The organism is bacterium, from assembly GCA_023230585.1.
GTDB lineage: Bacteria > Ratteibacteria > UBA8468 > B48-G9 > JAFGKM01 > JALNXB01.
The window spans coordinates 1-23,757 of the sequence record JALNXB010000004.1 but is presented as its reverse complement, the minus strand read 5'-3'; the positions used below and the strand labels follow the sequence as shown (position 1 = coordinate 23,757).

General features: G+C 32.9%; 17 protein-coding genes. 10 read left to right on the top strand and 7 right to left on the bottom strand.

Annotated elements, in window-relative coordinates; translation table 11 throughout:
• Nucleotides 1-106 precede the first annotated feature (106 nt).
• Complete coding sequence (locus M0P98_01640; protein MCK9265579.1) at nt 107-1,396, bottom strand: nodulation protein NfeD; 1,290 nt, start codon at nt 1,394-1,396, stop codon at nt 107-109.
• Between the two features lie 214 nt (nt 1,397-1,610).
• On the opposite strand from M0P98_01640, the gene M0P98_01635 reads away from it, so the two are divergent.
• Together M0P98_01635 and cimA are read left to right on the top strand one after the other, a co-directional pair.
• Nucleotides 1,611-2,768 carry a M20/M25/M40 family metallo-hydrolase gene (locus tag M0P98_01635; GenBank protein MCK9265578.1) on the top strand — a complete coding sequence of 386 codons (1,158 nt, stop codon included), beginning with the start codon at nt 1,611-1,613 and terminating at the stop codon, nt 2,766-2,768.
• A gap of 49 nt (nt 2,769-2,817) precedes the next feature.
• Entirely contained in the window at nt 2,818-4,371 is a 1,554-nt protein-coding gene (gene cimA / locus M0P98_01630) for a citramalate synthase (protein MCK9265577.1), read from the top strand.
• Nucleotides 4,372-4,583: 212 nt separating this feature from the next.
• On the opposite strand, the gene M0P98_01625 is transcribed toward cimA, so the two are convergent.
• The 3 genes from M0P98_01625 to topA are packed head-to-tail and all read right to left on the bottom strand — an operon-like array spanning nt 4,584 to nt 7,882.
• Nucleotides 4,584-5,180 carry a phospholipase D-like domain-containing protein gene (locus tag M0P98_01625; GenBank protein MCK9265576.1) on the bottom strand — a complete coding sequence of 199 codons (597 nt, stop codon included), beginning with the start codon at nt 5,178-5,180 and terminating at the stop codon, nt 4,584-4,586.
• Nucleotides 5,164-6,036: a HisA/HisF-related TIM barrel protein gene (locus tag M0P98_01620; protein ID MCK9265575.1), complete on the bottom strand. Its 873-nt coding sequence runs from the start codon at nt 6,034-6,036 to the stop codon at nt 5,164-5,166. The genes M0P98_01625 and M0P98_01620 overlap by 17 nt, the downstream gene beginning before the upstream one ends.
• Entirely contained in the window at nt 5,981-7,882 is a 1,902-nt protein-coding gene (gene topA, locus M0P98_01615) for a type I DNA topoisomerase (protein ID MCK9265574.1), read from the bottom strand. Before topA ends, M0P98_01620 begins: the two co-directional genes overlap by 56 nt.
• A gap of 240 nt (nt 7,883-8,122) precedes the next feature.
• On the opposite strand from topA, the gene M0P98_01610 reads away from it, so the two are divergent.
• From M0P98_01610 to era, 7 genes are all read left to right on the top strand, one after another.
• Entirely contained in the window at nt 8,123-9,205 is a 1,083-nt protein-coding gene (locus M0P98_01610) for a UDP-N-acetylglucosamine--N-acetylmuramyl-(pentapeptide) pyrophosphoryl-undecaprenol N-acetylglucosamine transferase (GenBank protein MCK9265573.1), read from the top strand.
• Complete coding sequence (gene murC, locus M0P98_01605; GenBank protein ID MCK9265572.1) at nt 9,195-10,586, top strand: UDP-N-acetylmuramate--L-alanine ligase; 1,392 nt, start codon at nt 9,195-9,197, stop codon at nt 10,584-10,586. Before M0P98_01610 ends, murC begins: the two co-directional genes overlap by 11 nt.
• Nucleotides 10,579-11,250 (top strand): NAD(P)H-hydrate epimerase, encoded by a 672-nt coding sequence (locus M0P98_01600; GenBank protein MCK9265571.1) that lies wholly within the window; start codon nt 10,579-10,581, stop codon nt 11,248-11,250. The genes murC and M0P98_01600 overlap by 8 nt, the downstream gene beginning before the upstream one ends.
• Nucleotides 11,251-11,260: 10 nt before the next feature.
• A complete protein-coding gene (locus M0P98_01595; GenBank protein ID MCK9265570.1) occupies nt 11,261-13,882 on the top strand; it encodes a HEAT repeat domain-containing protein in 2,622 nt (873 codons plus the stop codon).
• Between the two features lies 1 nt (nt 13,883).
• A complete protein-coding gene (locus M0P98_01590; protein ID MCK9265569.1) occupies nt 13,884-15,725 on the top strand; it encodes a hypothetical protein in 1,842 nt (613 codons plus the stop codon).
• Between the two features lie 244 nt (nt 15,726-15,969).
• Nucleotides 15,970-16,980 carry a Gfo/Idh/MocA family oxidoreductase gene (locus tag M0P98_01585; protein MCK9265568.1) on the top strand — a complete coding sequence of 337 codons (1,011 nt, stop codon included), beginning with the start codon at nt 15,970-15,972 and terminating at the stop codon, nt 16,978-16,980.
• Nucleotides 16,981-16,992: 12 nt separating this feature from the next.
• Entirely contained in the window at nt 16,993-17,883 is an 891-nt protein-coding gene (era, locus tag M0P98_01580; protein MCK9265567.1) for a GTPase Era, read from the top strand.
• Here era and M0P98_01575 read toward each other — a convergent pair.
• Nucleotides 17,855-19,273, bottom strand: a complete 1,419-nt coding sequence (locus M0P98_01575; GenBank protein MCK9265566.1) for a glycosyltransferase — start codon at nt 19,271-19,273, stop codon at nt 17,855-17,857. The two genes, era and M0P98_01575, sit on opposite strands and share 29 nt — an antisense overlap.
• Before the next feature lie 83 nt (nt 19,274-19,356).
• Nucleotides 19,357-21,765 carry an AAA family ATPase gene (locus tag M0P98_01570; protein MCK9265565.1) on the bottom strand — a complete coding sequence of 803 codons (2,409 nt, stop codon included), beginning with the start codon at nt 21,763-21,765 and terminating at the stop codon, nt 19,357-19,359.
• A 94-nt stretch (nt 21,766-21,859) separates the two neighbouring features.
• On the opposite strand from M0P98_01570, the gene M0P98_01565 reads away from it, so the two are divergent.
• On the top strand, nt 21,860-22,483 hold the full coding sequence (locus M0P98_01565) for a redox-sensing transcriptional repressor Rex (protein ID MCK9265564.1): 624 nt from the start codon (nt 21,860-21,862) through the stop codon (nt 22,481-22,483).
• Nucleotides 22,484-22,485: 2 nt separating this feature from the next.
• On the opposite strand, the gene M0P98_01560 is transcribed toward M0P98_01565, so the two are convergent.
• Entirely contained in the window at nt 22,486-23,583 is a 1,098-nt protein-coding gene (locus M0P98_01560; GenBank protein MCK9265563.1) for a Gfo/Idh/MocA family oxidoreductase, read from the bottom strand.
• Between the last annotated feature and the right edge of the window lie 174 nt (nt 23,584-23,757).

Sequence of the window (23,757 nt, the reverse complement as noted above, 5' to 3'; positions counted from 1 at the left end):
TTGGATGTTAAATAATGTTTATATTACTTTTATTGCTGTTTTGTGGAGTTGGGAGGAGTGTTTTTAAATGACGTGGCAATCTCCTCTTTTATCCTTGCCTATGTCTTTACCCTTTCCGTTCTGTTCTTTTAACAGTAAGTTTAAAATTAGTGATATCAATTACTTCAACCTCAGTATCAGCTGGGATTTCTTCTTCATTTGAAATACCTGTCCAGTATTCTCCGTGAACAAAAACTGTTCCTTCAGGTGATAAAGCAGTTAAAGTCTTACCTTTCTCCCCTATCATACCTTCTTTTCCTGTAGTAACTTTCTTTTTCTTTGTTCTAATTATAAAGAATAATGACAAAAAGAGCATCAAAGAAACAAAAAATGAAATTGTAAATATTAAAAAATATGGGATATTAACATCTGCAGTAGGTTTAAACAGAAGCATAGAACCTAAAAAAAGAGAAACGATACCTGAAATAATAAAAAGCCCAAAGGAAGCGGTAACAGCTTCTATTGCAAAAAAGATAAGACTTGCAACAATAAGAAAAATTCCAGCAATATTGATAGGTAATGCGTGGAGGGCAAAAAAAGCAAGAATTAAAGAAATAGTTCCCACTATTCCTGGCACTCCAAAACCAGGGTTATAAAACTCAAGTAGAATACCTGCAAAACCAATCATCAACAATATATAGGCTATATTTGGGTGTGCTATAACTTTTAGAACATCTTCTTTAAAACTCTCTTTATATGGAATAATTTTCGGATTTTTAGTATTTAAAATAGTTTCACGTTCATTTATAATAATTTTTTTACCATCTATTTCAGAAGTAAGTTGGAAAATATCTTGGGAAATAACATCAATAACATTCTCCTTAAGAACTTCTATCTCTGTTGAAGAAATACTTTCTCTGACAGCTTTTTCAGCCCACTCGGGATTTCTTTTTCTGTGAACAGCAATACTTTTAATAAAACTTACTGTATCATTTACAAGTTTTGTATTTACAGTTTCATCAGAGTTTGAGGTAAGACTAACTGGGTGAGCAGCTCCAATATTTGTTGCAGGGGACATAGCAATGATATGACTTGAAAGAGCAATAAAAACACCAGCTGAAGCACACTGAGCCCCCCTGGGAGATATGTAAGATATAACTGGAACTTCGCTTGATAAAATCTCTTGTACAATCTTTCTTGTAGAGGATAACAACCCACCTGGTGTATCTATAACAAGTATAATAAAATCGGCTCTATTTTTTTCTGCTAACCTAATAACACTCTTTATTTGATAATAGGTGATAGGTCCAATAGAACTATCAACATTTAATATGTATCCTACATTCTCTTTTGAAAACAGTTTTTGTGGTGAGACTAAAAGCGTTACTAAAAGTATTAAAAATAATATCTTTTTCATAACCTTTAATTTACTTTAATTTACTGCAAATGTCAAAATTCTACAAAAGAAATGCAAAGGCAGGTTACTGAAACAAGTTTAGGATGACTAAATAAGAAGAAAGAATGCAAAAAAATCTTAAACCCCCTTCAAGTTTCTTATTTTCTTGTTTTCTGTTATAATGATAGGACAATTTATTAACACTTAAACTTTGACCAAAAAAGGAGTCAATATAATGGAAAAACTTACTAAAATAAGGCAAGTAATAGGTAAGGAAAAAGAAAATATAAAAAAGTTTCTTGAATCTCTTGTCAATCAGAACAGTTACACTTATAACACCGAAGGGGTAGATAAGGTTGCGGCTATTTTAGGTACCGAAATGCCCAAAGTTTTTCAACATCAAACAGTTGATGGTGGTGTTAAATATGCAAAGCACCATATTTATACCAAAGATGGAAAATATGATAAACCTGTTGTTCTTGTTGGACATATGGACACCTTATTTAAACCAGATGTACCTTTTAATAAACTTTACGAAAAGGGCGACAAATTAATAGGTCCTGCAGTTAATGATATGAAAGCAGGTCTAACGGTAATAGTTTGGGCTTTAAAAGTTCTTGATATCTGCGGCCTTCTTGATGAAATACCAGTGAAAGTTGTTTTTAATTCAGAGGAAGAGACAGGTTCATTAGATTCTAAAAAAATCTTTCTTGGGCTAAAAGACAAAGTTGTTAAAGGTCTTGTTTATGAAGATGGAGGAGTAGGTGGTACTGTTGTCACTAAAAGGATTGGTATTACCGATTATACCCTCGAAGCTACTGGGGTAGCTGCCCACGCAGGGTTATACTATGGGTCCAAAATAAGTGCTCTATTAGAGATAGCCCATAGAATTGTATGGTTAGAATCTCTTAATCTTGGAAGAGACAGGTTAACTATAAACGTTGGAATGGCGCAAGGAGGACTTGCTACTAACATTGTGCCAGATAAAGCAGTATGCAATTTTGAGATAAGAGTTTGGGATGAGTCTGAACTCAACACAATGCTCCAAAAAATTGAAACTTCAATATTAAAACCTACGGTTGATGGTTGTAAACTTAATTTGATTAAAGGTAAACACCGTCCACCGTTAGCAGAAAGTCAAGAAGGGACAAAACTTTTTAACCTTGTTTCAGAAGTTGCTTCTTCTATTGGGCAGAAAGTAATAGAAGAACACCGCAGTGGTGGCTCTGATGCCAGTTGGCTTTCCTCTGTTGGAGTACCTTCAATCGATGGTCTTGGTCCTGTGGGTGACCTTGATAGAACAGAAGATGAATATATTTTAACGGAAACTCTTTTTGAAAGAATAGAACTGACTGCTGCTCTTCTTTTGTCATCAAAATTGTTTGAAAGTTGAAGGTAAGCACATTATTTAGCGGTTGGAAAAAGTATGTATGGAGGTAGTTATGAACAGAGTAGAAATTTATGATACAACCTTAAGGGATGGTTCTCAGGGAGAATCTATCTCTTTTTCATTATCTGATAAACTTGGAATTGCAGAAAAACTCGATTCTTTTGGAATAGATTTTATTGAAGGCGGTTGGCCAGGTTCTAACCCAAAAGATATAACTTTTTTTAAAAAAATCAGAAACAAAAAATTAAAAAAATCAAAAATTGTAGCCTTTGGAAGTACAAGAAGAAAATCTGTTTCTGCTAAAGACGATAATTTTCTTAAAAAACTTATTGAGAGTCAAACCGAATGTGTTGCAATATTTGGGAAGGCTTGGGATTTACATGTAACTGATGTTTTTAAGACAGATTTAGACGAGAATCTGTTTATGATTGAAGACTCTATAAAGTATTTATGTAGTATGGGGAAGAGGGTTTTTTTTGACGCTGAACACTTTTTTGATGGATATAAAATGAATCCTGAGTACGCAATGAAAGCTTTACTTGCTGCCGCTGAAGGAGGCGCAGAAAAGATTGTTTTATGCGAAACAAACGGTGGTACGCTACCTTTTGAAATAGAGGAGATTATCAAAAAAGTTAAACAACAAATAGAGTTACCAATAGGTATCCATACCCATAACGATGCGGGGCTTGGTGTTGCAAATTCTATTTCTGCTGTAAAAGCAGGTGTTACACATATACAAGGGACTATTAATGGTATAGGTGAAAGATGTGGAAACGCTGATTTATCAATAATTATTCCTATATTAAAACTTAAAATGGGTTTAGAGTGTCTTGAAAAAGATAGTTTAGTTCATCTTACAGAAATCTCTCGTTTTGTGTATGAGAAAGCAAATATTGTTCCCCCTAACTCTCAGCCGTTTGTTGGTTTTAGTGCTTTTGCTCACAAAGGTGGAGTTCATATTGATGCTGTTGGAAAGAATCCTCGAACCTATGAACATATAAATCCAGCACTTGTTGGAAACGAAAGGAGAATACTTCTTTCTGAGTTGTCTGGAAAAAGTACTATACTTCAAAAGACTAAAGGTTTTGAACTTGAGAAGAAACCAGAGGTTATAAAAAAACTTCTTGATACTGTTAGCAAACTTGAAAATCAAGGGTATCAATTTGAATCGGCAGAAGGTTCCTTTGATATAATGGTGAGAAAATCTATAGGCGAGTATAAACAATTGTTTAAGATAGAAGGGTTTAGGGTGATTGTTGAAAAAAGAGGTAAAAAGGTTGTCTCAGAGGCGACAGTTAAAGTAAAGGTTGGAAGAGAAACTGCCCATACTGCAAGCGAAGGTAACGGTCCTGTGAACGCATTAGATAATGCTTTAAGGAAAGCCTTGGTGAAGTTTTATCCTGAAATAAAAGATATGAAACTTACAGATTATAAAGTAAGAATCTTACAACCTGAGCAAGCTACCGCTGCTGTTACAAGAGTTGTTATAGAAACAATCGACGGGACTTCTACCTGGGGCACTCTTGGTGTTTCTGAAAATATTATTGAAGCTTCCTGGAAAGCATTAATTGATAGTATAGACTACAAACTCCATAAATCTATTTGATGTGAGAAATTGCAAAGGCAGCCCCCCTCACCTTGCATCCTCTCCCTCAGAGGAGAGAAGAATGTAGGGTGGAATCTCGTTTTTACTATCTCTTGTTATGTTGGTTAAGTTTGTTATCCTGAAACAAGTTCAGGATAACAAAAGGGGGCGTTAAGGATGGTAAAGTGTGCGGGTAGAAAACAAAAAGAAGTGGAGAAGGGCTTACAGTAGTTTTATTTTGATGGAATATTAGATGGTTTCAATAAAAAAATACATTCTTTTTTTACTTTTTCAAAATATTTTACATAGTCTTTCGCCAAAGGAACCGATTCAATTATAACTGCGGTCTCATTGTTAAAAGCAAGGGCATAATATGTCCAATTGGTGCTTCCTATTACTACGTATTTCTCGTCAATAATAAGAAGTTTTGAATGTGTGGTTTTTTTTTCAGAATCGAAGAGAACAGTTACACCGTTTTTGGCAAGAAAAGCGCCTGTATTCATATTTTCTTTAGTAAGCGAAGAATCCTCCTTTCTTATACCACGATTAAAAATAACCTCTACCTTTGCACCTCTCTTTTTTGCTTCTGCTAATTCTTTAAGAAGAATATTTCCAGGACTTTTAGGGTATTTATCGTAATATTTTGATATATACATAATAAGGTAAACAGATTGTTTTGCCTCTTTAATTTTTGTTAAAACTTTTTCAAAATATTCTTCATTGTTGGCAGTAGATATTTTTCCAGAAAATTCCTGAGGAAATACCCTAAACGAGGAAGAGAGAAATAATATTAAAACAAAAAAGAACGAAACTTTAATTTTGATTTTCATTTAATTGAAATTTAGCAACAGCTGTTTTTAAATCAAACCTCTGCTGATAAAGAGCTTTACCAATAATAACGCCAGAAGGTTTATATTTAAGGTTCATAAGTTTTTGTATATCTTTTTCAGAGGTAACCCCGCCAGCAATAATTATTTCTTCAGGGTAGCACTTATCAAAAGCAAGTTTACCTAAAATGTTTTTAATGGAACCAATATCTATACCTTCAAGGGTACCATCTTTCTCAACATTTGTTAAAATAAATCTTTTATATCCTTTCTTCATAAATTCTTTTATAAGATAGTGTGGAGTTAAAGGGATAGTTACCTGCCACCCGCTTAAAGCGGTCTCTTCTTGCCTGTAGTCTATTGATACAATAATCTTTTCACGAATATCTTTCTCCAGACAATCCGGAAGCCCAAATTCAGGCAATTCTTTTTCTTGATTAAACTCTTTGCCTCCAGCTTGGTAAAACATTTTTATATCGTTTTTTGTAAAACCTTCCTCAAAAGCAAGAGGAATAATAAAAGCTGTACCAACAATAATATAATCTACACCTTTTTTTATAAGTTCGGAAATTCTTGTGGAAGACCTCATCCCACCACCAATCTGTATTGTGCAGGTGTTTTTTGCGTAAATATCTCGAACATTTATAATTTTATCTATCACTTGCTCTTCTTCAGGAGAAATATTTCCAGAATACGCCCCCCAAAGAAATATTAAATGTAATCGTTCAATTTTTGCAGTTAAATATTGTATAAAAGCGTCTTCTGGAGTAGGTTCATAATGACTTATTTTATTGAAATCTCCTTTATACAGTCTTACTATCTTGTCTTTTTTTATATCTATTGCGGGAATAATTAACATTTTCCTTTATCCTTTCTGTATATTTGCAGTTTGGAAAACTTGGGCATCCAAGAAACATCCCAAATTTACCTCTTTTAACAACAAGCGGTACATTACAAGTTGGGCACACTTTATCACCTACCAGTTTTTCTTCAAGTTTTTTTATGTTTTCAGACACCAACTCTTCGGCTTTTGTAAGCATTGGTTTAAATTCAGAATAAAATTTACTTATAAGTTCTGTCCATTGTACATCCCCCTCAACAATCTTATCAAGATTATCTTCCATTTGAGCGGTAAATTTTGTGTTTATTATATCAGAAAAATATTGGGTAAGAATATCGCTAACAAGTATTCCTATCTTTAATGGTATAAGAGTTCTCTTTTCTCTTTTAACATACCCACGGTTAAATAGTATGGATAGGGTAGGGGCGTAAGTAGAAGGTCTTCCTATCCCGTATTTCTCAAGTGTTTTTATTAGACTTGCCTCTGTATATCGTGGTGGAGGGTTGGTGGTATGTTCTTCTTTAATATAGTTGGTGACAGGTATTGTTTCTCCTTCTTTGAAGTCTGGAACATCTTTTTCACCTTGGTCTATCTTCACTTCCCATATTTTCATAAACCCATCAAAATGAATTGAGTTGTTAGTTGTTTCAAAGGTATACCTTCCATTTTCAGCAGTAAGAGTTACATTTTTAATTTCTGCTTCTTTCATTTGGCTTGCAACAAATCTATTCCATATTAAAGAATATAGTTTATGTTGTTCTTCGTTCAAATAGGGTTTTACCTTTTCAGGCGTCATATCAACAGAAGTAGGTCTAATTGCCTCATGAGCTTCTTGGGCTGTAGAAGATTTGCTTTTGTAAAAGAATGGTTTTTTAGGAAGATAATTCTCACCAAAAGTTTCTTTAATATGTTTTAATGCCTGGTTTAAAGCAGGTTTAGCGACTGAAGGTGAATCTGTTCTCATATATGTAATTAAACCTATGTTGTTATCTTCAATGGATATACCTTCATATAATTGTTGCGCATTAAGCATAGTCTTTGTAGAAGAAAAACTTAGCCTAATTGAAGCCTCTTGTTGCAAAGTACTTGTTATAAAAGGTGGATAAGGTTTAACCTTTCTGATAGATTCTTTTTTGTCTTTTGTAATAAGTTCGCCTTTATTTAAATTATCCAATATATTGTTAACATCATCAGGTTTTTTTAAAAAATGTCTATCAAGTTTTTTATCATCCATTCTTACAAGTTGCATAGTAAAACCTTTTCCTTCTTTCTCTACCTCAGCTTTAATAAGCCAATATATTTCTGGCGTAAAGGCTTCTATCTCTTTTTCTCTTTCAACAATCAATCTTAGAGCAACAGATTGAACCCTACCAGCAGAAAGGCCTCTTTCAAGGTTTTTTGCAAGAAAAGGGCTTAATGTATACCCAACAAGTCTATCTAATACACGTCTTGCTTGCTGAGAGTTAACAAGGTTAAGGTATATAGGTCTTGGGGAATCGAATGCCTTTTTGATAGCTTCTGGGATAATTTCGTGGAAAGCTACCCGTTTAACCTGGTCTAAATCTTTCCCAATTGAAAAAGCAATATGCCAAGCAATAGCTTCACCTTCTCTATCTTCGTCAGTTGCTAAATATATTTCATCACATTCCTGAGCAGCTTTGCGAAGTTTAGAAACCAAACTCTTTTTTGCAGAAATTATTTCATACTTAGGTTCAAAATTATTATCTATATCAATTCCAATCTTACTTTTTGGAAGGTCTCTTATATGTCCCATAGTAGACATAATCTTAAATTTGTTTCCAAGCATACCACCAATGGTTTTAGCTTTTGTTGGGGATTCTACGATTACTAATGGTTTACTCATTTTTAATCTCCTTTCTCTATTAAATTAGCACTATGCTCCTTCTCCTCTGTGGGATTTATCTTGAGTAGTTCCAAAGGAGAGAGAAGTATGGTTTATCCGCCTAACCTTTAAGTAAGCAGAGTTTTTTCTTTTCCCTTTTTATGTTTATCATAATACCTTAATAATAATCACTTTTTAACCTTTTATTATAATACTTTAAAAAAATAAGAAAAATTTTTAAATTTCTGTTATAATATACTAATGGACAAAACAGATAAAATAAAAATTGCCATTGTTACTGGCTCTACTGGGGGTCACTTTTTTCCCGGTCTTGCAATAGGGGAGCAATTACGAAATAAAAACAATGTAGATATCTCTTTTTTTGTACCACATAAAAATTATATACAAAAATGGCTTAAAAAGAAAGAGTTTAGTTTTGTTACTATACCTTATGCAAGGTTATCTTGTAAAGATATTTTCTCCCCATTAAAATTTATTTATGTTTTTTTTAGAGCTTTCTTACATTTAGTTCATAAAAGATTTAAGGCTATAGTTATTACTGGTAGTTATACCACAGTACCTTATTTACTTGCTTCAAAGGTACTCGGTATAAAGATTTTTGTCCATGAGCAAAACTATAAAATGGGCAAAGTAACCAAACTATCAAAATATTTTGCTGATAAGATAGCTATAACTTTTCCAGTTTTTGAGGGTTACCCTATTAGGAACACTTTTCATACAGGTTTTCCTCTTATTAAAGATTTTACTGAAAATTTTGATAAAAGCAAGATTCTTAAAGATTTTGGGTTCTCTTCCAAACGTTTAACTATTCTTGTTTTTGGAGGAAGCCAAGGTGCAGATTTTTTAAATAGACTTATTACCGAAAACGTGTCTTACTTAAAAGGTTTAGATTTACAGTTTTTACATCTAACAGGTGGAACTCCTGAAAAATTGCAAAGATTGTACGATAAAAATAGAATCTCAGCTAAAGTATTTAAATTCTACTTTGATATGGCACAACTATACAGTTGTGCTGACGTAGTTATTTGCAGAGCTGGAGCTGGAACTCTTACTGAGATTAATGCTTGGAAAATTCCTGCTGTCATAGTTCCTTACCCTTATGCAGGTGCACACCAAGCATTTAACGCTTCCTATTTTGAAGAAAGAGGAGGATGTGCAGTTATAAAACAGAATGAGAAAAATTTGAAAGAGTTTCCTCATTTCTTTGATAATTTTCTTAAAAACAGAAGCGAAATACAGAAAAATATGAAAAATTTTTCTATCGTTGATTTTGAAGAAAAAAATACAAACTTAATACTTGGATTGGTAAAAAATGAAAAATAATCTACTTGAGTCTTCCAAGAAAATATATATGACTGGTATTGGTGGTACAGGAATGAGCGGTCTTGGAAGAATGTTGTTAAATATAAATAAAGAAGTCGTAGGTTCTGATAAAACATACTCTACTGTTTTAGATGAGTTGAAAGCTAAGGGTGCAAAAATACATTTAACTCAAACAAAAAAAAATATAACTAAAGATATAAATATATTTATATATTCTCACGCTGTTGCTCCTGATAATCCTGAATATATAAAAGCTCTTGAGTATGGTATTCCTATGCTAAGTTACCCTGAAGCAGTTGGGTTGCTTATGAAAACCAAAAGAGGTGTTGCTGTTGCAGGTACCCACGGTAAAACTACAACTGCCTCTATGGTTGTATCTATATTACAGTCAGCTGGCGCTTGTCCATCATTTCTTATTGGTGGGCAAATGCTAAACTCAGGTAACAACTCAGGTGTTGGGGCGAGCGATTTTCTTATAGTTGAAGCCTGTGAATATAGAAGGTCATTCTTAAACTATTCACCTGAGATTGCAATTGTAACAAATATTGAAAAAGACCATCTCGACTATTATAAAAATATTACAGAAATAAAAAGAGCTTTCAAGCGTTTTTTTGGTAACCTCAAAGCTGGTGGAAAGATTATCTACTGTTCTGATGATAAACACACAACTAATGTTGCCAATAAATTAAAGGATAAATCAACTATCTCTTACGGTATTTTGTCTGGAGATTACCGCGCAGAAAATATAAAAGTGTTTGAAGATTTTACACAGTTTGATTACTGCTATAAAAAGAAAAAGATAGGTACCATAAAATCTAAAACACACGGACACCACAATATTTTAAATTCTCTTGCTTCAATGATATGCGCCGACTGTTTTGGTATTCCTTTTGAACTTATTAAAACAGGAATCGAAGATTTTAAAGGTGTTCATAGAAGGTCTGAGGTACTTGCTAATATAAAAGGGATAACTGTGATTGACGATTATGGACATCACCCAACAGAAATTACCTGCACTTTAAAATCAATGAGGAAGTTGTTCCCAAAATCAAGACTTATTGTTGTTTTCCAACCTCATCAACATAGTAGGACAAGAATTTTATTGAAAGATTTTGCAAAATCTTTTAATCTTGCTGATAAAATTATTGTGCCTGAAATATTTTTTGTAAGAGATTCTTTGCTTGAAAAAAAACTTGTTACTTCACAGGTTCTTGTTGACAAAATCAATTTGAACGGGCAGGAAGCGATATATTTACCTTCGTTTGACGAGATAGTCGATTATCTTGCTGATATTTCTCAACCAGGAGACGTTATCCTTACAATTGGAGCAGGTCCAGTAGATACAATTGCTAAAGGGTTAATCGCAAAATTAAATGTTTAATATGAAAACAAAAGTTCTTACAGTAAAAGAGATTGTTCAAATAGAAGAAAAAACAGAAAAAGAGATTGGGATTACACGCAAAATTCTAATGGAAAATGCTGGCAGGTCTCTTGCAGAAATTGTTTTTAAAAAACTTTCTAATTACAAAGATAAAAGAGTTTGGATTTTTTCAGGGAAAGGCAATAATGGGGGAGACGGCTTTGTTGCGGCAAGGTATTTATTCAATTTTGGAGTTCCTGTTAAAGTCTTTTTTCTTGGCACTCCAGACAACTTTACACAATTATCCTTTACAAATTTCAATATTTTGCATAAAATGAATATAATAACTTATTCAGTTGATAAGTTAAAATTACATAATTTCAAGGTTGAAGCACCGATTTTAGTTGATGCTCTTTTTGGTTCTGGTATAAAGGGAGAACTTAAAGAACCAACATCTAAATTGGTCTCTAAAATAAATGAATCTAAAAAGTTTGTTGTATGTGCAGATATTCCTTCAGGATTAAATCCTGATACTGGAGAAGTTTGTGGTTCAGCAATTAAAGGCAACATAACTGTCAGTTTTGGTTTTTCTAAAAAAGGGTTTTATATAAACCAGGGACCTGAATATTGTGGTGAAATAAAAATTGTTGATATAGGTTTTCCTGCTTTTTTTTACAACGATTAAAGAGAGAAAAATGATTAAAAAAATTAAAATTGCAACAATAGTATTTAGTATGATTTCATTTTCACTTTCTTATGCAAAAGATAATGTAGAGATAAGAGGATTAAATTTTGGAACAAAGCAGAAGAAAATAGAGATAATTGATAAAATGGTTAAGTCAGGTAATAAAATATATTTACCTGAACTTGGGGCTGTTTTGAGTACTGAAAAGAACGATGAAGTTCGAACAAAAATTTCTTTTGCTCTTTTACAACTTGGTGATTCTACCTGCATCCCTTATTACAAAAAAACTCTTGATGATACATATTGGCAGGTACGACTATACGGAATACAAGGATTAGTTAAATATGGAGAAGAGACATCTGTTGAAGATTTTAAAAAAGGTATGAAAGATTCTTATTGGCAAGTAAGGTATTATTCAGCTATTGGGCTAAACAAATATGGTGATGAAACAACTGTACCTTTTATTGTATCAAAATTAACCGATACAAACCAAGATGTTAAAGCCAAACTTTTATGGGCTTTATTTAGTCTTATGTGGAAAGACAATTCCCGTGCAGCGTTCAAAAAGTTGCCAGATAACCAGATTAAACCATTACTTGATTCTGTTGACAACTTAGATCCAGAGGTTAGACTCCGAACATTATGGGCACTTGAGGCGTCAAAAGATAAAAGAGCGATTCCTTCTTTTATAAAGATGCTTGAAGATGAAAAAGACGAGATAAAAATAAGGGCTTTATGGGCTATAGAGAAATTTAAATCAGAAGATGCCAATAAAGAGATAGAGAGTCTTCTGTTAGAAGAATCCACACAGGTGAAGATAGAAAGCATTAAAACTCTTGTTAGACTAAAATCTTCTGAAAGCCTTACTGGTATATCTAACGCCTTAATTGATAAAGATGACAGGGTTAGAATGTACTCATTGTGGGCTCTTGAGAATTTTCGTGAACCTCTCTCTTACCCTTATATAGTTGAAAAACTTGGGGATAACTCACCTCAAATAAGGGAGTATGCTGAAAAATTAATCAGAGATATAAATGACCCTGTTTTTTATGAACTATTACAAACTTTTATTGATAATGACACATTTCCGCACAACTCAAGAATTAAAGCGTTTACTATTCTTGGCAATATTGGCAAAGGAGATTCTGTAAAAGAGTTTCTTATTGAAAAAGCAAAAGATGAAGATGCCTCTTTTAGACACTCTGCAATAAAGGCCTTATATAACACTTTTAGATATGACGATGATTACTTAAAAATTCTTGTTTACCAAGAAAGATACGAAAAGAACCGACAAGTAAAAAGACAGTCGAGTTTTCTAATTGGCAAGATAATAGATGAACTTTCATATAAAATAAGAAGCACTGATAAAAGAGAAAGAGAGGTTTCTTTAAATAAGATTGAGATTCTTTCTGGTTCAAGACAACTTACGAATTTATTACTTAAAATGGCGTACAGCAAATATCCCGAAGTTAGAGAAAAGATGCTTCTGATATCAAAAGAAGTTCCTTCTCGAACTTATGGCAGAAGTTTAAAAACCCTTATCCAAGAATCTGATATGAATATCAAAAAACTTGCGGCTTTTGCTATAGGGGAGTCAAAATATAGAGATGCAATCCCTCAATTAAAAGTTGGGACACGCCACTTTGACCCTGAATACCAAGTTATATGTGCGTGGGCTCTTGCTAAGATGAATGTTTCTGACGCTTTTCCTTTTGGAGTGAAATATATTCAAAGTAGCAATGTTGAGTACCAGAAACTTGCAGCTGAAATTTTTGTTTTTTTATCTAACAGGCGATCTTCAACTTATCTTCTTAGAAGTATGATAGATTCAGAGTTAGAAGTTAAACTTCTTTCTGCGTGGGCTCTTGCAAGAATAGGAGAAGATAAAGGATTAGAAACTCTCGTTAGGTTGTCAGAAGAATCTATAGAACCAATAAGAACTCAAGCGAACAGATATCTTTCAGATACAGGTATTCCTTCAACCCTAAGAAGAAGAGTACCACTAATTAGAGAAAAACTTGCCTTAGAAAAAATCGGCATAATGGAAATATCTTCCAAAGTAATATATGCAAAAACTGTTAAAGAAAAAATAGTTATAGATGGTTCTGATAAAGAAAGGTTTTGGAGGACATCTCAAAAGGAAGGTGACTTTGTTTTGATTGATGATGAAAAAGTCCCTTCAAACATCCAAACAAAGGTTGCTTCAGGGCACGACAAAGACAACCTATACCTTCTCTTTATCTGTGATGACCCGAACGCTACAAATTTAACACTCAATTCAAGGGATTTTATTACTGTTTCAATAAATCCATTAAATTCAGAAGATGAATGGTACCAGTTTGTTGTACATCCTTTGGGGGATATAAAATATAACTATGTATGGAAGTTATATCAGAACAATGAAACTCAAAAAGAAGGGGTATCAGGGTGGCAATCTGCAATCACAATAGAAAAATCAAGATGGGTTCTTGAAATGTCTATACCCTTAAAAGATTTACAGATAAATAAATCTCTATTGCATAGTAGCTGGGGTATAAATTTTCAAAGAGATTCCCAGCAAGTTCCGTTAACAACCTGGACAGGCAGAATTGATAACCCTGAACAATTTGGGATTATCAATTTCAGGGAGTAAAATGAAAAATATAAGAAATACTATTATTTTGGTTTTATTACTTTTAACTAACCTGTTAAACGCTTCAGAATGGTATAAGAATAATAGAAGATTAAAGTTCGTTTTTCCAGAAAAAGTATGGGTTTATATAGAAAGAGCAGATTTTTATGATTCTAAAGGGGATTTAACGAGGGCAGATTCTTATCTAAGATTAGCCAAAAGGAAGACCGACGAAGGAAAACCTTTCAACCCACACAACTGGCCAAAGGGATGGCCCCAGAAAGGGGAATCCTTGAAATTGTTAAAATATGCTTCCCCAGAGGCGTATCTTTACAGAATAATGGGAGATTTTGCATACCAACATAAACGACCAAAGGAAGCACTAATTAATTACTCCACATACCAGGAATTATCCATAATACCTGATACCGATTATATGATGAAGATGGCTAATATTTTTGAAAACGAAAAGATGTGGCGAGATGCAAAGGTTTTATATGAAGAAGTTATTAAATCTCTTGAATCGAAAAATTTTCACGGTAAAGTCTATTCAAACTCTTTATTAACAAGAAAAATTGATAGAATAAAGACAATATTAACTAAACCATCTGTTTTAACTTTAAATACTCTTTTTAGAAATATTCCAGAATTTATTAAAGAGGATATACAAAAAATAGTTTCTGAAGAGATAAACAGTATGGAGAATTATATAACTGTTAACAGACTTGCTGTTGATAAGAGTATGTCTGAGTTAGAAATAACAGTTGAAGATTTGTTAAAATATGAAGAAGAGTTGTCTAACCTTGGAAAGATGGTTAACGCAAATTATATTTTGAGACCTGTACTTACAAGAATAGACGATTATTATATTTTCCAGGTAGATGTTTTTGACCCGTTAAAGATTAAATGGTTAAAAACTTATGAATACAAAACCGAATCTTATGAATATTTACACAATTTTGTTAAAAGGTTTACTTACCAATTTCAGAATAAAGATATACCTGAAAACCTTTTTATCCCAGAAAATAAACTTTTATGGAGTTACGAAGCAGACAGTTTTGTTACAGATTTTAGTTTTTCCGAAAACTCTAAAAATATCATAATAGGAACTGAAAGTGGTTTAGTATCTATCCTTAACTCGCGAGGCACCCTTTTAAGAAAATTTAATTTACCAGAAAAAATTGTTAAAGTTTCAATTTCTCCGTGCGGACAATATTTTTCTTGGACGTCTTTAAACGGTATACTATATTTTGCTAGTCTTAAAGGCGGAATAAGCTGGAAACATAAAGTTAACAATTATGCAAGAGGCATAGATATTGCCAACGATGGTAGGTTTCTTGTTTATAGCATAAATAATGAAGTTGTTTTTAAAGACAAGAAAGGAGAAACTTTCTGGAAAGAACAACTTCCTCAATGGGTTTCTTCAATAAAGATATCTAATAGATCAGACAAAGTATTTATTGGTATGGAAAACGGTCAATATTGGGCTATCTCCGATGAAGGTAATGTCTTATGGAAGAAGAACCTTAATAACAGAGTTTTTAGCATAAAGGTTTCAAAAAACAATTATAATTGTGCAGTAACAGTTAGGGGTAGAACTTTTCTCTTTGATGAGATTGGAAACGAAATAATAAATTTTGAAGATGGACAAGATATTCAATATTCAGCGTTTAGTCAAGAAATATTAAAACTTATGACTGGTAAAAAGGGAAACTATTTTTATCTACTTTCTCAAGATAAGAAAAAATTATGGAGATATGACCTTTCAGGAAAAACATCTTTTATTTCAACACTTGATGATGGCACTTTTCTAACAACTGTAGAAGGAAAAAACATATTCTCTTTCAAAATTATATGGCTTTAAGCAAAACAACCTTAAATAAGGTATAATATAGGCATATTGAAACACCCTGATTTATAACATATCAGCAGTTTCAACAAAAACCAATTCGTTAGTATAATTTATAAAATATGAATGTTTTGTATTACAAATAATTAGTTTAAAATAAAGTTAAGCATTTGACTTATAATTGAAAAATTGCCCGTAAAACATAAGTATAAAAAAGTTTTAAAACGTTTGGAGAAACGGTATAAAAGGAGGTTTTAAAATGACAAGGGTAGGTATTCTTGGAGCCGGATTTATGGGAAATATGCACGTAAATGTTTACAATATGCTCCCTGATGTAAAAATAGTAGGTATTGCTGATATCAGAGGCGATAAATCGAAATCTCTTGCAACCAAAGCTAAGGCAATCCCTTATTACGATGCAGAACAACTTTTAACAAAACCTGATGTAACAGTAATAGATGTTTGTTTACCCACTTATCTACATAAAGAGTTTGTTATAAAAGCAGCAGAGAATGGCAAAGATGTTTTCTGCGAAAAGCCTATTGCGTTGAATGTTCAAGAAGCAGATGAAATGATTGAAGCTTGCAAAAAAAATAAGGTTAGATTTATGGTAGGACACGTAATTAGGTTTTGGAACGAGTACAAATATTTAAAAGAAGTGTATGAGAGAAACGAGTACGGTAACCTCAAAAGCCTTGTTTGTAGACGATTGTCTCCGTTGCCAACATGGAGTTGGGAAGATTGGCTCTTAAACGATGAACATTCAGGCGGTGCTTTACTTGACCTCCACATACACGATACAGACTTTATATTACACCTTATAGGAAAAAACCCTCAAAGAATCTGTACAAAAAGCGCAAAGTTGGAAAGTGTTTATTCACATATATTTTCAACCTTTACTTTTGATGATGACCTTATAGTTTCAGTTGAAGGTGGATGGGATTTTCCTTCTCAGTTTCCATTTGAAATGAGTTATACAGCAAAATTTGAGAAGGCGGTTGTAGCGTTTAATTCAAGAAGCAATCCTTCTGTTATTGTGTATGAATCTTCTGGAAAATCTATTAAACCTACTTTTGAAACTATTAAAGTTGAAGGCGAAGGTAATATAGATGAACTCGGTGGATATTTTCACGAGTTAAGATACTTCGTTGACCACGTCAGCCATAACAAACCGTTTAATATCATTACTCCTGAAGAAGCAAGACACTCACTTGCTGTGTTGATGCTTGAGAAGGAATCTATTGATAAAAACGCCGAAATAATCATATAAAGGAATACCATTATGAAATCAGGTTTTGTTTCTATTGTTGGAAGACCTAATGTTGGAAAATCGAGCCTATTAAATAGTCTTTTAAATACAAAGGTATCTATTGTTTCTTCTCATCCAGCTATTACTCGTATAAAAATTTTGGGGATATACAATTCACAGCAAGGGCAGATAGTTTTTCTTGATACACCCGGTTTTGAGAAGAGCAATACTGAACTTTCAAAAAATATGGTAAGGACTATTTTTAGTTGTGTTGAAGATTCCAACCTTGTCTTACTTTTAATAGATGCCTACGGGTGGCAAGAATATGATGAGAAAATTCTTGAAAGCTTAAAAAAGTTTAATAAAAAAATCATTCTTGTAATAAACAAGGTTGATGTTGTCCCTCAGAGAGAGTTTGTTTTACCTTTAATTGAGGAAAGTTTAGAGAAACACCCGTTTCTTGAGGTTGTTCCTATCTCGGCAAGAAGAAGTGATAATGTTACTCAACTTATAAAAACTATTTATCGCCATTTACCAGATGGAGAAGAGATTTTTCCTGCAGATATGAAAACAAATATTCCTCTTGAATATAATATAGCAGAAATAATCAGAGAAAAGGTGGTCAACAACACCTACCAGGAGATTCCTCAAAGTGTTGCAGTACTGGTAGAAGAAGTAAAACCTGGCAATAGAGATAAAAGAATGCTTGCCATAAGAGCAACCATTATTATCGATAGAGAGAATGTCAAAAGAATAATTATTGGTAAAAAAGGTGATAAGCTTAAAAAAATTGGCACTCAATCAAGGAAAGAACTTGAACAATTGCTCGGTAAAAAGGTATTTCTTGAATTATGGGTAAAGGTGATTAAAGACTGGAAGAATAGACCTGATATTTTTAGGAATTTTGGTTATGGTAATTTTTAAAAAGTGCGTGTTCAGTCTTTTCCCAAAAATGGGGTTTTCTTATATACTGGGAAAACCCTTTCCAAGCACCAAGACTCATCAAAAACCAATATATGGGCGATATAGAAGCCGCAAAAACAAGTTTATACCACCTTCTTTTAAGTACACCCCAAATATGTATCAGAACGAAAAAGAGATTTCCAACCAATAGTGCTATAGTTGAAATAAGAAGGAAATTATTTTCCATAACAAATTTATGCGGTTTGAAGAGCCATATCAATATCATTATCCAAGCAATAGGGTTGAAACATAATACAAAGAAGTTGCCACCTACAATAATATTGAAATGGAAAAAATTGATTAAACCAACCCTTTTAATTAGTTGTATAGGGTTTCTTAGATTAACAAAGTATGTTTGTATATATCCTTTCACCCATCTGCTTCTCTGTTTAAGCCAATTGTTAAGAACACTGTTTGCTTCTTCCCAGGTAGTTGTATCAAGAACTCTTGTAGTATAATGAGCTTTAAATATTCTAATACCTAAATCACAATCTTCTGTAACATTAAAAGGGTCCCACCCTTTAAGTTCAACAAGTTTATCTGTTCTAAAATGGTTGGAAGTACCACCAAGAGGCATAGGTGCTTTAATTGCATCAATTCCTGGTAAATAAAGGTCAAACCAAGAAGAATACTCAGCAGTGAACCATCTGGTAAGGATATTCTGGTATGGGTTATAATAGTTAAGTTTTGATTGAAGACAGGCAACGTTCTTATCTACTTTGCTAAAAGCTATTGCAGCTTTTTTTATCTGATTTTTTTCTGGGATATCTTCAGCGTCATATATAACAAGAAATTCACCTTTCGTTTGTAAAAGCCCATAATTTAGCGCTTTACCTTTTGTTTTTGGTTTAAAATCAGGTATTTCCAAAACCTTCCACCATTTAGGTAAAGTTTTGTCTTTTAAATACTCTTTAAATTTTATATCATCTTCTTCAACAAGAAGAAGAACCTCAAACTTATCACGTGGGTAGACAATGTTTTCTATAGCTTTAAACAATTGTGGAAATATTGCAGTCTCTTTATAAACAGGTAGAAGGACAGTATAAAATGGCCATATTTTTGTATGGGCTATTTCTATATCAGAAATTTTAATCTCACTTTTTAGTAAACTCCCAGAGACTATTAAAAGAAGTTTGTGGGTACAAACAATAAGATATAATATGGTGATAAGATAGTAAAAGAAGTAGTGTAGGAAATGTAAATCTTTTTTAATAAAAAAAATATAAAGAAAAATTAGAGAAATAGAAATTATAGTTAATTTTTGTGATAAACTTAAATTTGATGCAGCGTTATCATCAGGTATCGGTATCTGAGACTTTATATATTCAAGGTCATCTTTATTTTTGTTCATAAATTATTCTTTGAAACAATTAAGATGATAAGGTTGCCCTTCAATATTATAACAACTTTAACAGTAGGGTAAACAAAATCTTATTACTTTACTTTTTTTCCTTTTATCCCAATCTGAAATTTGGAATAATTTTTATAAAGAGTATCTAATTTCTTCTCTACAAGATAATTAACTGTTCCTACTGGGTAATTGCCTCTACTATTCTTTTCTCCTGCTGGTTTCCCTGTCAAAATTTCTATACCCATATCAACATTGCTTACTGCCCAAATGTGAAAATCACCCTTTTTTACAGCCTCTATAATCTCGTTTTTTAGCATAAGATGTTTTAGATTTTGGTGGGGTATGATAACACCTTGTTCACCAGTCAGTTTTTTAGATTTGCAGGTGTAATAAAAACCTTCAATCTTTTCATTAATTCCGCCAACAGGTTGAATTTCACCTTTCTGATTAACAGAACCAGTAACCGCTATCCCTTGTTTTATAGGTAACCCAGAAAGAGCTGAAAGCAACACGTAAAGTTCAGTCGATGAAGCGCTATCACCTTCTATCTCATCATAAAGTTGTTCAAAACAGATACTTGCAGAAAATGCTAAAGGTTTATTCTCTCCATATTTTTCGCCAAGGTACCCAGATAAAATCAAAAAGCCTTTGTTATGGATTGTGCGAGCAAGTTTAACTTCTCTATCAATATTAATCATTCCGTTTAATCCAGTGTAGACTCTTGCTGTAATTCTTGAAGGTTTACCAAAGGAATAGTCTCCCATAGTCATAACAGAAAGACCATTTATTTGACCAACAACAGCACCGTCAGTATCAACCATTAAGGTTCCTTCAGTAATAAGTTCTTCAAGTCTTTTTTCAGCAAGATTAGACCTAAACACTTTCTCTTCAAGAGCAGTTTCAATATGTTGTTTGTTTATAAACTCAGAATTATCCTGTACAGCCCAAAAGTTTGCTTCTCGAATAATATCAGCAATTTCAACAAACCTTGTAGTTAGTCTATTTTGGTCATTCGCAACTCTTGAACCATACTCTACAATACTACCGACCGCTTCTGCTTCACAATGCTTTAAATTTTCTTCGCTACAAATTTTACTTATCAGAGCGGCATAATTAGATACGCCTTGTTTATTTCTATTCATTACAACACTATAATCGGCTTTCACCTTAAAAAGTTTCTGAAACTCTTCATCATATTGGAACAACATATAATAAAGCATTGGATTACCTATAAGAATAATCTTAACATTCAATGGAATAGGTGCGGGTCTTAAAGTAGGGGTATTTACCAACCTAAACTGTTCGTTCAAATCTTCAATTATTATCTCGCTATTTTTAATTGCTCTTTTAAGGGTTTCCCAAGAAAAGTAGTTCTTAAGCACATCAATAGCTTGCAAGATTAAATATCCACCATTAGCTTTATGTAAAGCGCCCGGTTTTATCATAGTGAAATCTGTTACCATACCACCATATTGAGGCTTATATTCAACCTTCCCGCTTAAATTATAAGATGTTGGGTTTGGCTCTTTTATTACAGGTGCACCTTCAATACGTGAATTATCAATAAAAACATTAACCTGATACCTATATAATAGAGATTGTTTTTCTGGCAATCTGACACCCGGAAGTATCTCAACCTCTTTTTTATCTTTAAACTCCTCAATATTCTCAAGCATATCGTTTTCAACATCTTCAAGATATTTATATACAGGAAGGATATTTCTATATTTTTCTTTTAACTCTTCAATCTTAGGATGAATAGTAAATTTTGCTGTATTTTTTTCAATCTCATTAAGTTTTCTTTGAGCTTCCTTTTCAAGAGACCTAATAATTCTTAAAACCTTGGTTAATTCCTCATAAAGAAGTTCCTGTTTTTTTCTCAAAGTTTCACGAGCTGAATCCGTCATTGCATCTATATCTTTATCAGTTAAAGGTTTTCCACCAATAATAGGTACAAAAGCAACCCCTGCAGAGGTCTTCTTTATTTTGAAACCAGCAGCTTCTGCTCCTTTTTCCAGTTTATCAAATAGTTCATTTTTTTTAACCTGTAACTCTCTAATTATTGTTGTTTTATGTTCTTCATAAAGTTGACTTTCAAATGCTTTGGGAAGTTCAACAAGCAGTTCTCCTACAAGTTCGTCCATCTCTTTTTTAAATACGACTGCTCGCCCAGGAGGAAACCTTAAAGCAGAAGGCATATCATTGTCTGTAAAATTAAAAACATAACACCAATCGTCAGGTATATGTCGGCTTTCAGCCATTTTTTTAACTGCTTGTTCAACAGAAGTTGTTCTTCCTGTGCCAGAGATTCCAGTAACAAAAATGTTGTAACCAACACTATTAATGTTAAGCCCAAATTCGAGAGCTTTTTTAGCTCTTTCTTGTCCAATAAGACCAGTTAAAGGCTTTATTTCTGCTGTTGTTTTAAAATTCAACTCTCTAAAATCACAAACAAGTTTTAGGACATCTGATTTAACTTCATATTTTTTCATTTATTCTCCTGTTTTTTAGACAGAAAAACTGCTTTGTTTTATAATATATTCATTATACTTTATTATTTGAATTAAGTCAAAATAGGTGCTACTTATGGAAAAAAAAAGGAACATATCAAACGAAACTATTAAAAGAATGATTGTATACCTAAGATATCTTGATATGCTAAAGAAGAAAGGGGTTAAGGTTTTTTCTTCAACAGATATAACATCGTTTCTTAATATACAGCCGAGCCAATTTCGTAAGGACCTTTCTTTTTTTGGTGAATTTGGCAAAAGAGGGGTAGGGTACAATGTTGATGACCTTTATAAGGCTATCAGAATTATCCTTGGAGTTAACACAGAAAAAGAGGTTGCTCTGGTAGGAGTTGGAAAACTTGGTTCTGCCTTGATGCAATATTCAGGATTCTTAAAAATTAATGTTACCATTGTTGCATGTTTTGATAAAAACCCTAATAAGGTTGGAACCATTATAGAGGGTAAAAAAATTTATGATATAAACGATGCTAACAAAGTCATAAAGAAACTTGGTATTAAGATAGCTCTTTTATGTGTACCTGTTGAGGAAGCACAGAAGACAGCAGAACATATTGTAAGTTTGGGAATTAAAGGTATACTAAATTTTGCACCAACTACACTTGTGCTACCCAATTATGTTTATGTTAGCAACGTAGATATGGCTTCAGAACTTGGGAACATCATATACTACCTTCAATAATTTTAACTTACCTTAGTCCATTCTCCATTCTTCTCTGAAAGACGTGAGGCTTCTAAAACTTTCATATTATAATGACCGTCATAAAAAGAAGGGTTAGCTTGCTGGTTTGAATCTATCGAAGATACAAATTTATAGATGGCGTGGATGTGTCCCCTTATCCATCCAACTGCAAATTTAGGTCCGGGAAAATTACTTTCAGGATACCTGCTAACAACAGGAATGGTCTTAAAACCTTCTTGAGAATCGTTTTTATCAAAAAAGAGTATAAAGTTAGGTTGCATAGAATTAAACTGGATTGCTCCTTTTGTGCCGAACAATTCGTATCTAATCTCATCTTCTGAACCTAACGCTATCTTAGACGCAACAAGGTTACCCACTGCACCATTTTTAAGTTTTATATTACAGTTAAAATAATCTTCCGCTTCAACCTTTACAAGTTCTCCCTGTTTGTTTATTCTTTCAGGATATAATATTTTAGTTATAGCAGAAACTTCAGAAAATTCTCCCCAAAAGTAGTAAAGTAAGTCAACAATATGTGAAGCCAAATCAAGAGAAACGCCAGCGCCTTTTTCTTGTTTCCAACCCATAGGTTTATCTTTTTCAATGCTACCAGAATGATAATACGCAATATTAAAAGATATAGGGTCACCCAATTTTCCTAAATCTATAAGTTCTTTAACCCTAATTGAGGTTGGAGTAAACCTGCTATTAAAGGTTATCTGGTGGGTTTTTTTAAAATTTTCAAGAGCTTTTAGGATTGATTCAGAATCTTCTATATCAGAAACAAGTGGCTTCTCGCAATAAATATGTTTGTCAGCTTTGATTGCCTCAAAAATCTGTTCCTTATGAAACTGGTTTGGAGTACATATATCCACTATATCTATTTCAGGATGGTTAATCAGTTCTTTATAATCGGTCGTGGCAAAACTGTAATCATCTTTCAGTTTATCAACAACCTCTTTTCTGCGGCTACAAACACCAAAGAGTTTCACTTTGAAAGGTGAGTCAGGATAGTAATATTTAAGGTTTTCATACGAGTACGAATGTACCTTTCCCATAAAACCAGTTCCGATTATTCCTACATTATAAGTTTTTTTCATATTCTTAGCCTCCCTTGTTTCTTACTCCAGTAAAAAAGTATGTGTTTAGGAACGAATTACGAGGTGCTAACCGACGCTTTTTGTCGTTGCGAAGGCATGTCTGCCGAAGCCTTGGCGTAGGTTGAAACGCTTTGTGTGACTGCGGCAATCCTCGTTTTTATCCTATACACTATT

Bases quoted from the DNA above. Each gene is read 5' to 3' on its own strand.
- M0P98_01640 (MCK9265579.1), bottom strand. From the start codon at position 1,396: ATGAAAAAGATATTATTTTTAATACTTTTAGTAACGCTTTTAGTCTCA.
- M0P98_01635 (MCK9265578.1), top strand. From the start codon at position 1,611: ATGGAAAAACTTACTAAAATAAGGCAAGTAATAGGTAAGGAAAAAGAA.
- cimA (MCK9265577.1), top strand. From the start codon at position 2,818: ATGAACAGAGTAGAAATTTATGATACAACCTTAAGGGATGGTTCTCAG.
- M0P98_01625 (MCK9265576.1), bottom strand. From the start codon at position 5,180: ATGAAAATCAAAATTAAAGTTTCGTTCTTTTTTGTTTTAATATTATTT.
- M0P98_01620 (MCK9265575.1), bottom strand. From the start codon at position 6,036: ATGTTAATTATTCCCGCAATAGATATAAAAAAAGACAAGATAGTAAGA.
- topA (MCK9265574.1), bottom strand. From the start codon at position 7,882: ATGAGTAAACCATTAGTAATCGTAGAATCCCCAACAAAAGCTAAAACC.
- M0P98_01610 (MCK9265573.1), top strand. From the start codon at position 8,123: ATGGACAAAACAGATAAAATAAAAATTGCCATTGTTACTGGCTCTACT.
- murC (MCK9265572.1), top strand. From the start codon at position 9,195: ATGAAAAATAATCTACTTGAGTCTTCCAAGAAAATATATATGACTGGT.
- M0P98_01600 (MCK9265571.1), top strand. From the start codon at position 10,579: ATGTTTAATATGAAAACAAAAGTTCTTACAGTAAAAGAGATTGTTCAA.
- M0P98_01595 (MCK9265570.1), top strand. From the start codon at position 11,261: ATGATTAAAAAAATTAAAATTGCAACAATAGTATTTAGTATGATTTCA.
- M0P98_01590 (MCK9265569.1), top strand. From the start codon at position 13,884: ATGAAAAATATAAGAAATACTATTATTTTGGTTTTATTACTTTTAACT.
- M0P98_01585 (MCK9265568.1), top strand. From the start codon at position 15,970: ATGACAAGGGTAGGTATTCTTGGAGCCGGATTTATGGGAAATATGCAC.
- era (MCK9265567.1), top strand. From the start codon at position 16,993: ATGAAATCAGGTTTTGTTTCTATTGTTGGAAGACCTAATGTTGGAAAA.
- M0P98_01575 (MCK9265566.1), bottom strand. From the start codon at position 19,273: ATGAACAAAAATAAAGATGACCTTGAATATATAAAGTCTCAGATACCG.
- M0P98_01570 (MCK9265565.1), bottom strand. From the start codon at position 21,765: ATGAAAAAATATGAAGTTAAATCAGATGTCCTAAAACTTGTTTGTGAT.
- M0P98_01565 (MCK9265564.1), top strand. From the start codon at position 21,860: ATGGAAAAAAAAAGGAACATATCAAACGAAACTATTAAAAGAATGATT.
- M0P98_01560 (MCK9265563.1), bottom strand. From the start codon at position 23,583: ATGAAAAAAACTTATAATGTAGGAATAATCGGAACTGGTTTTATGGGA.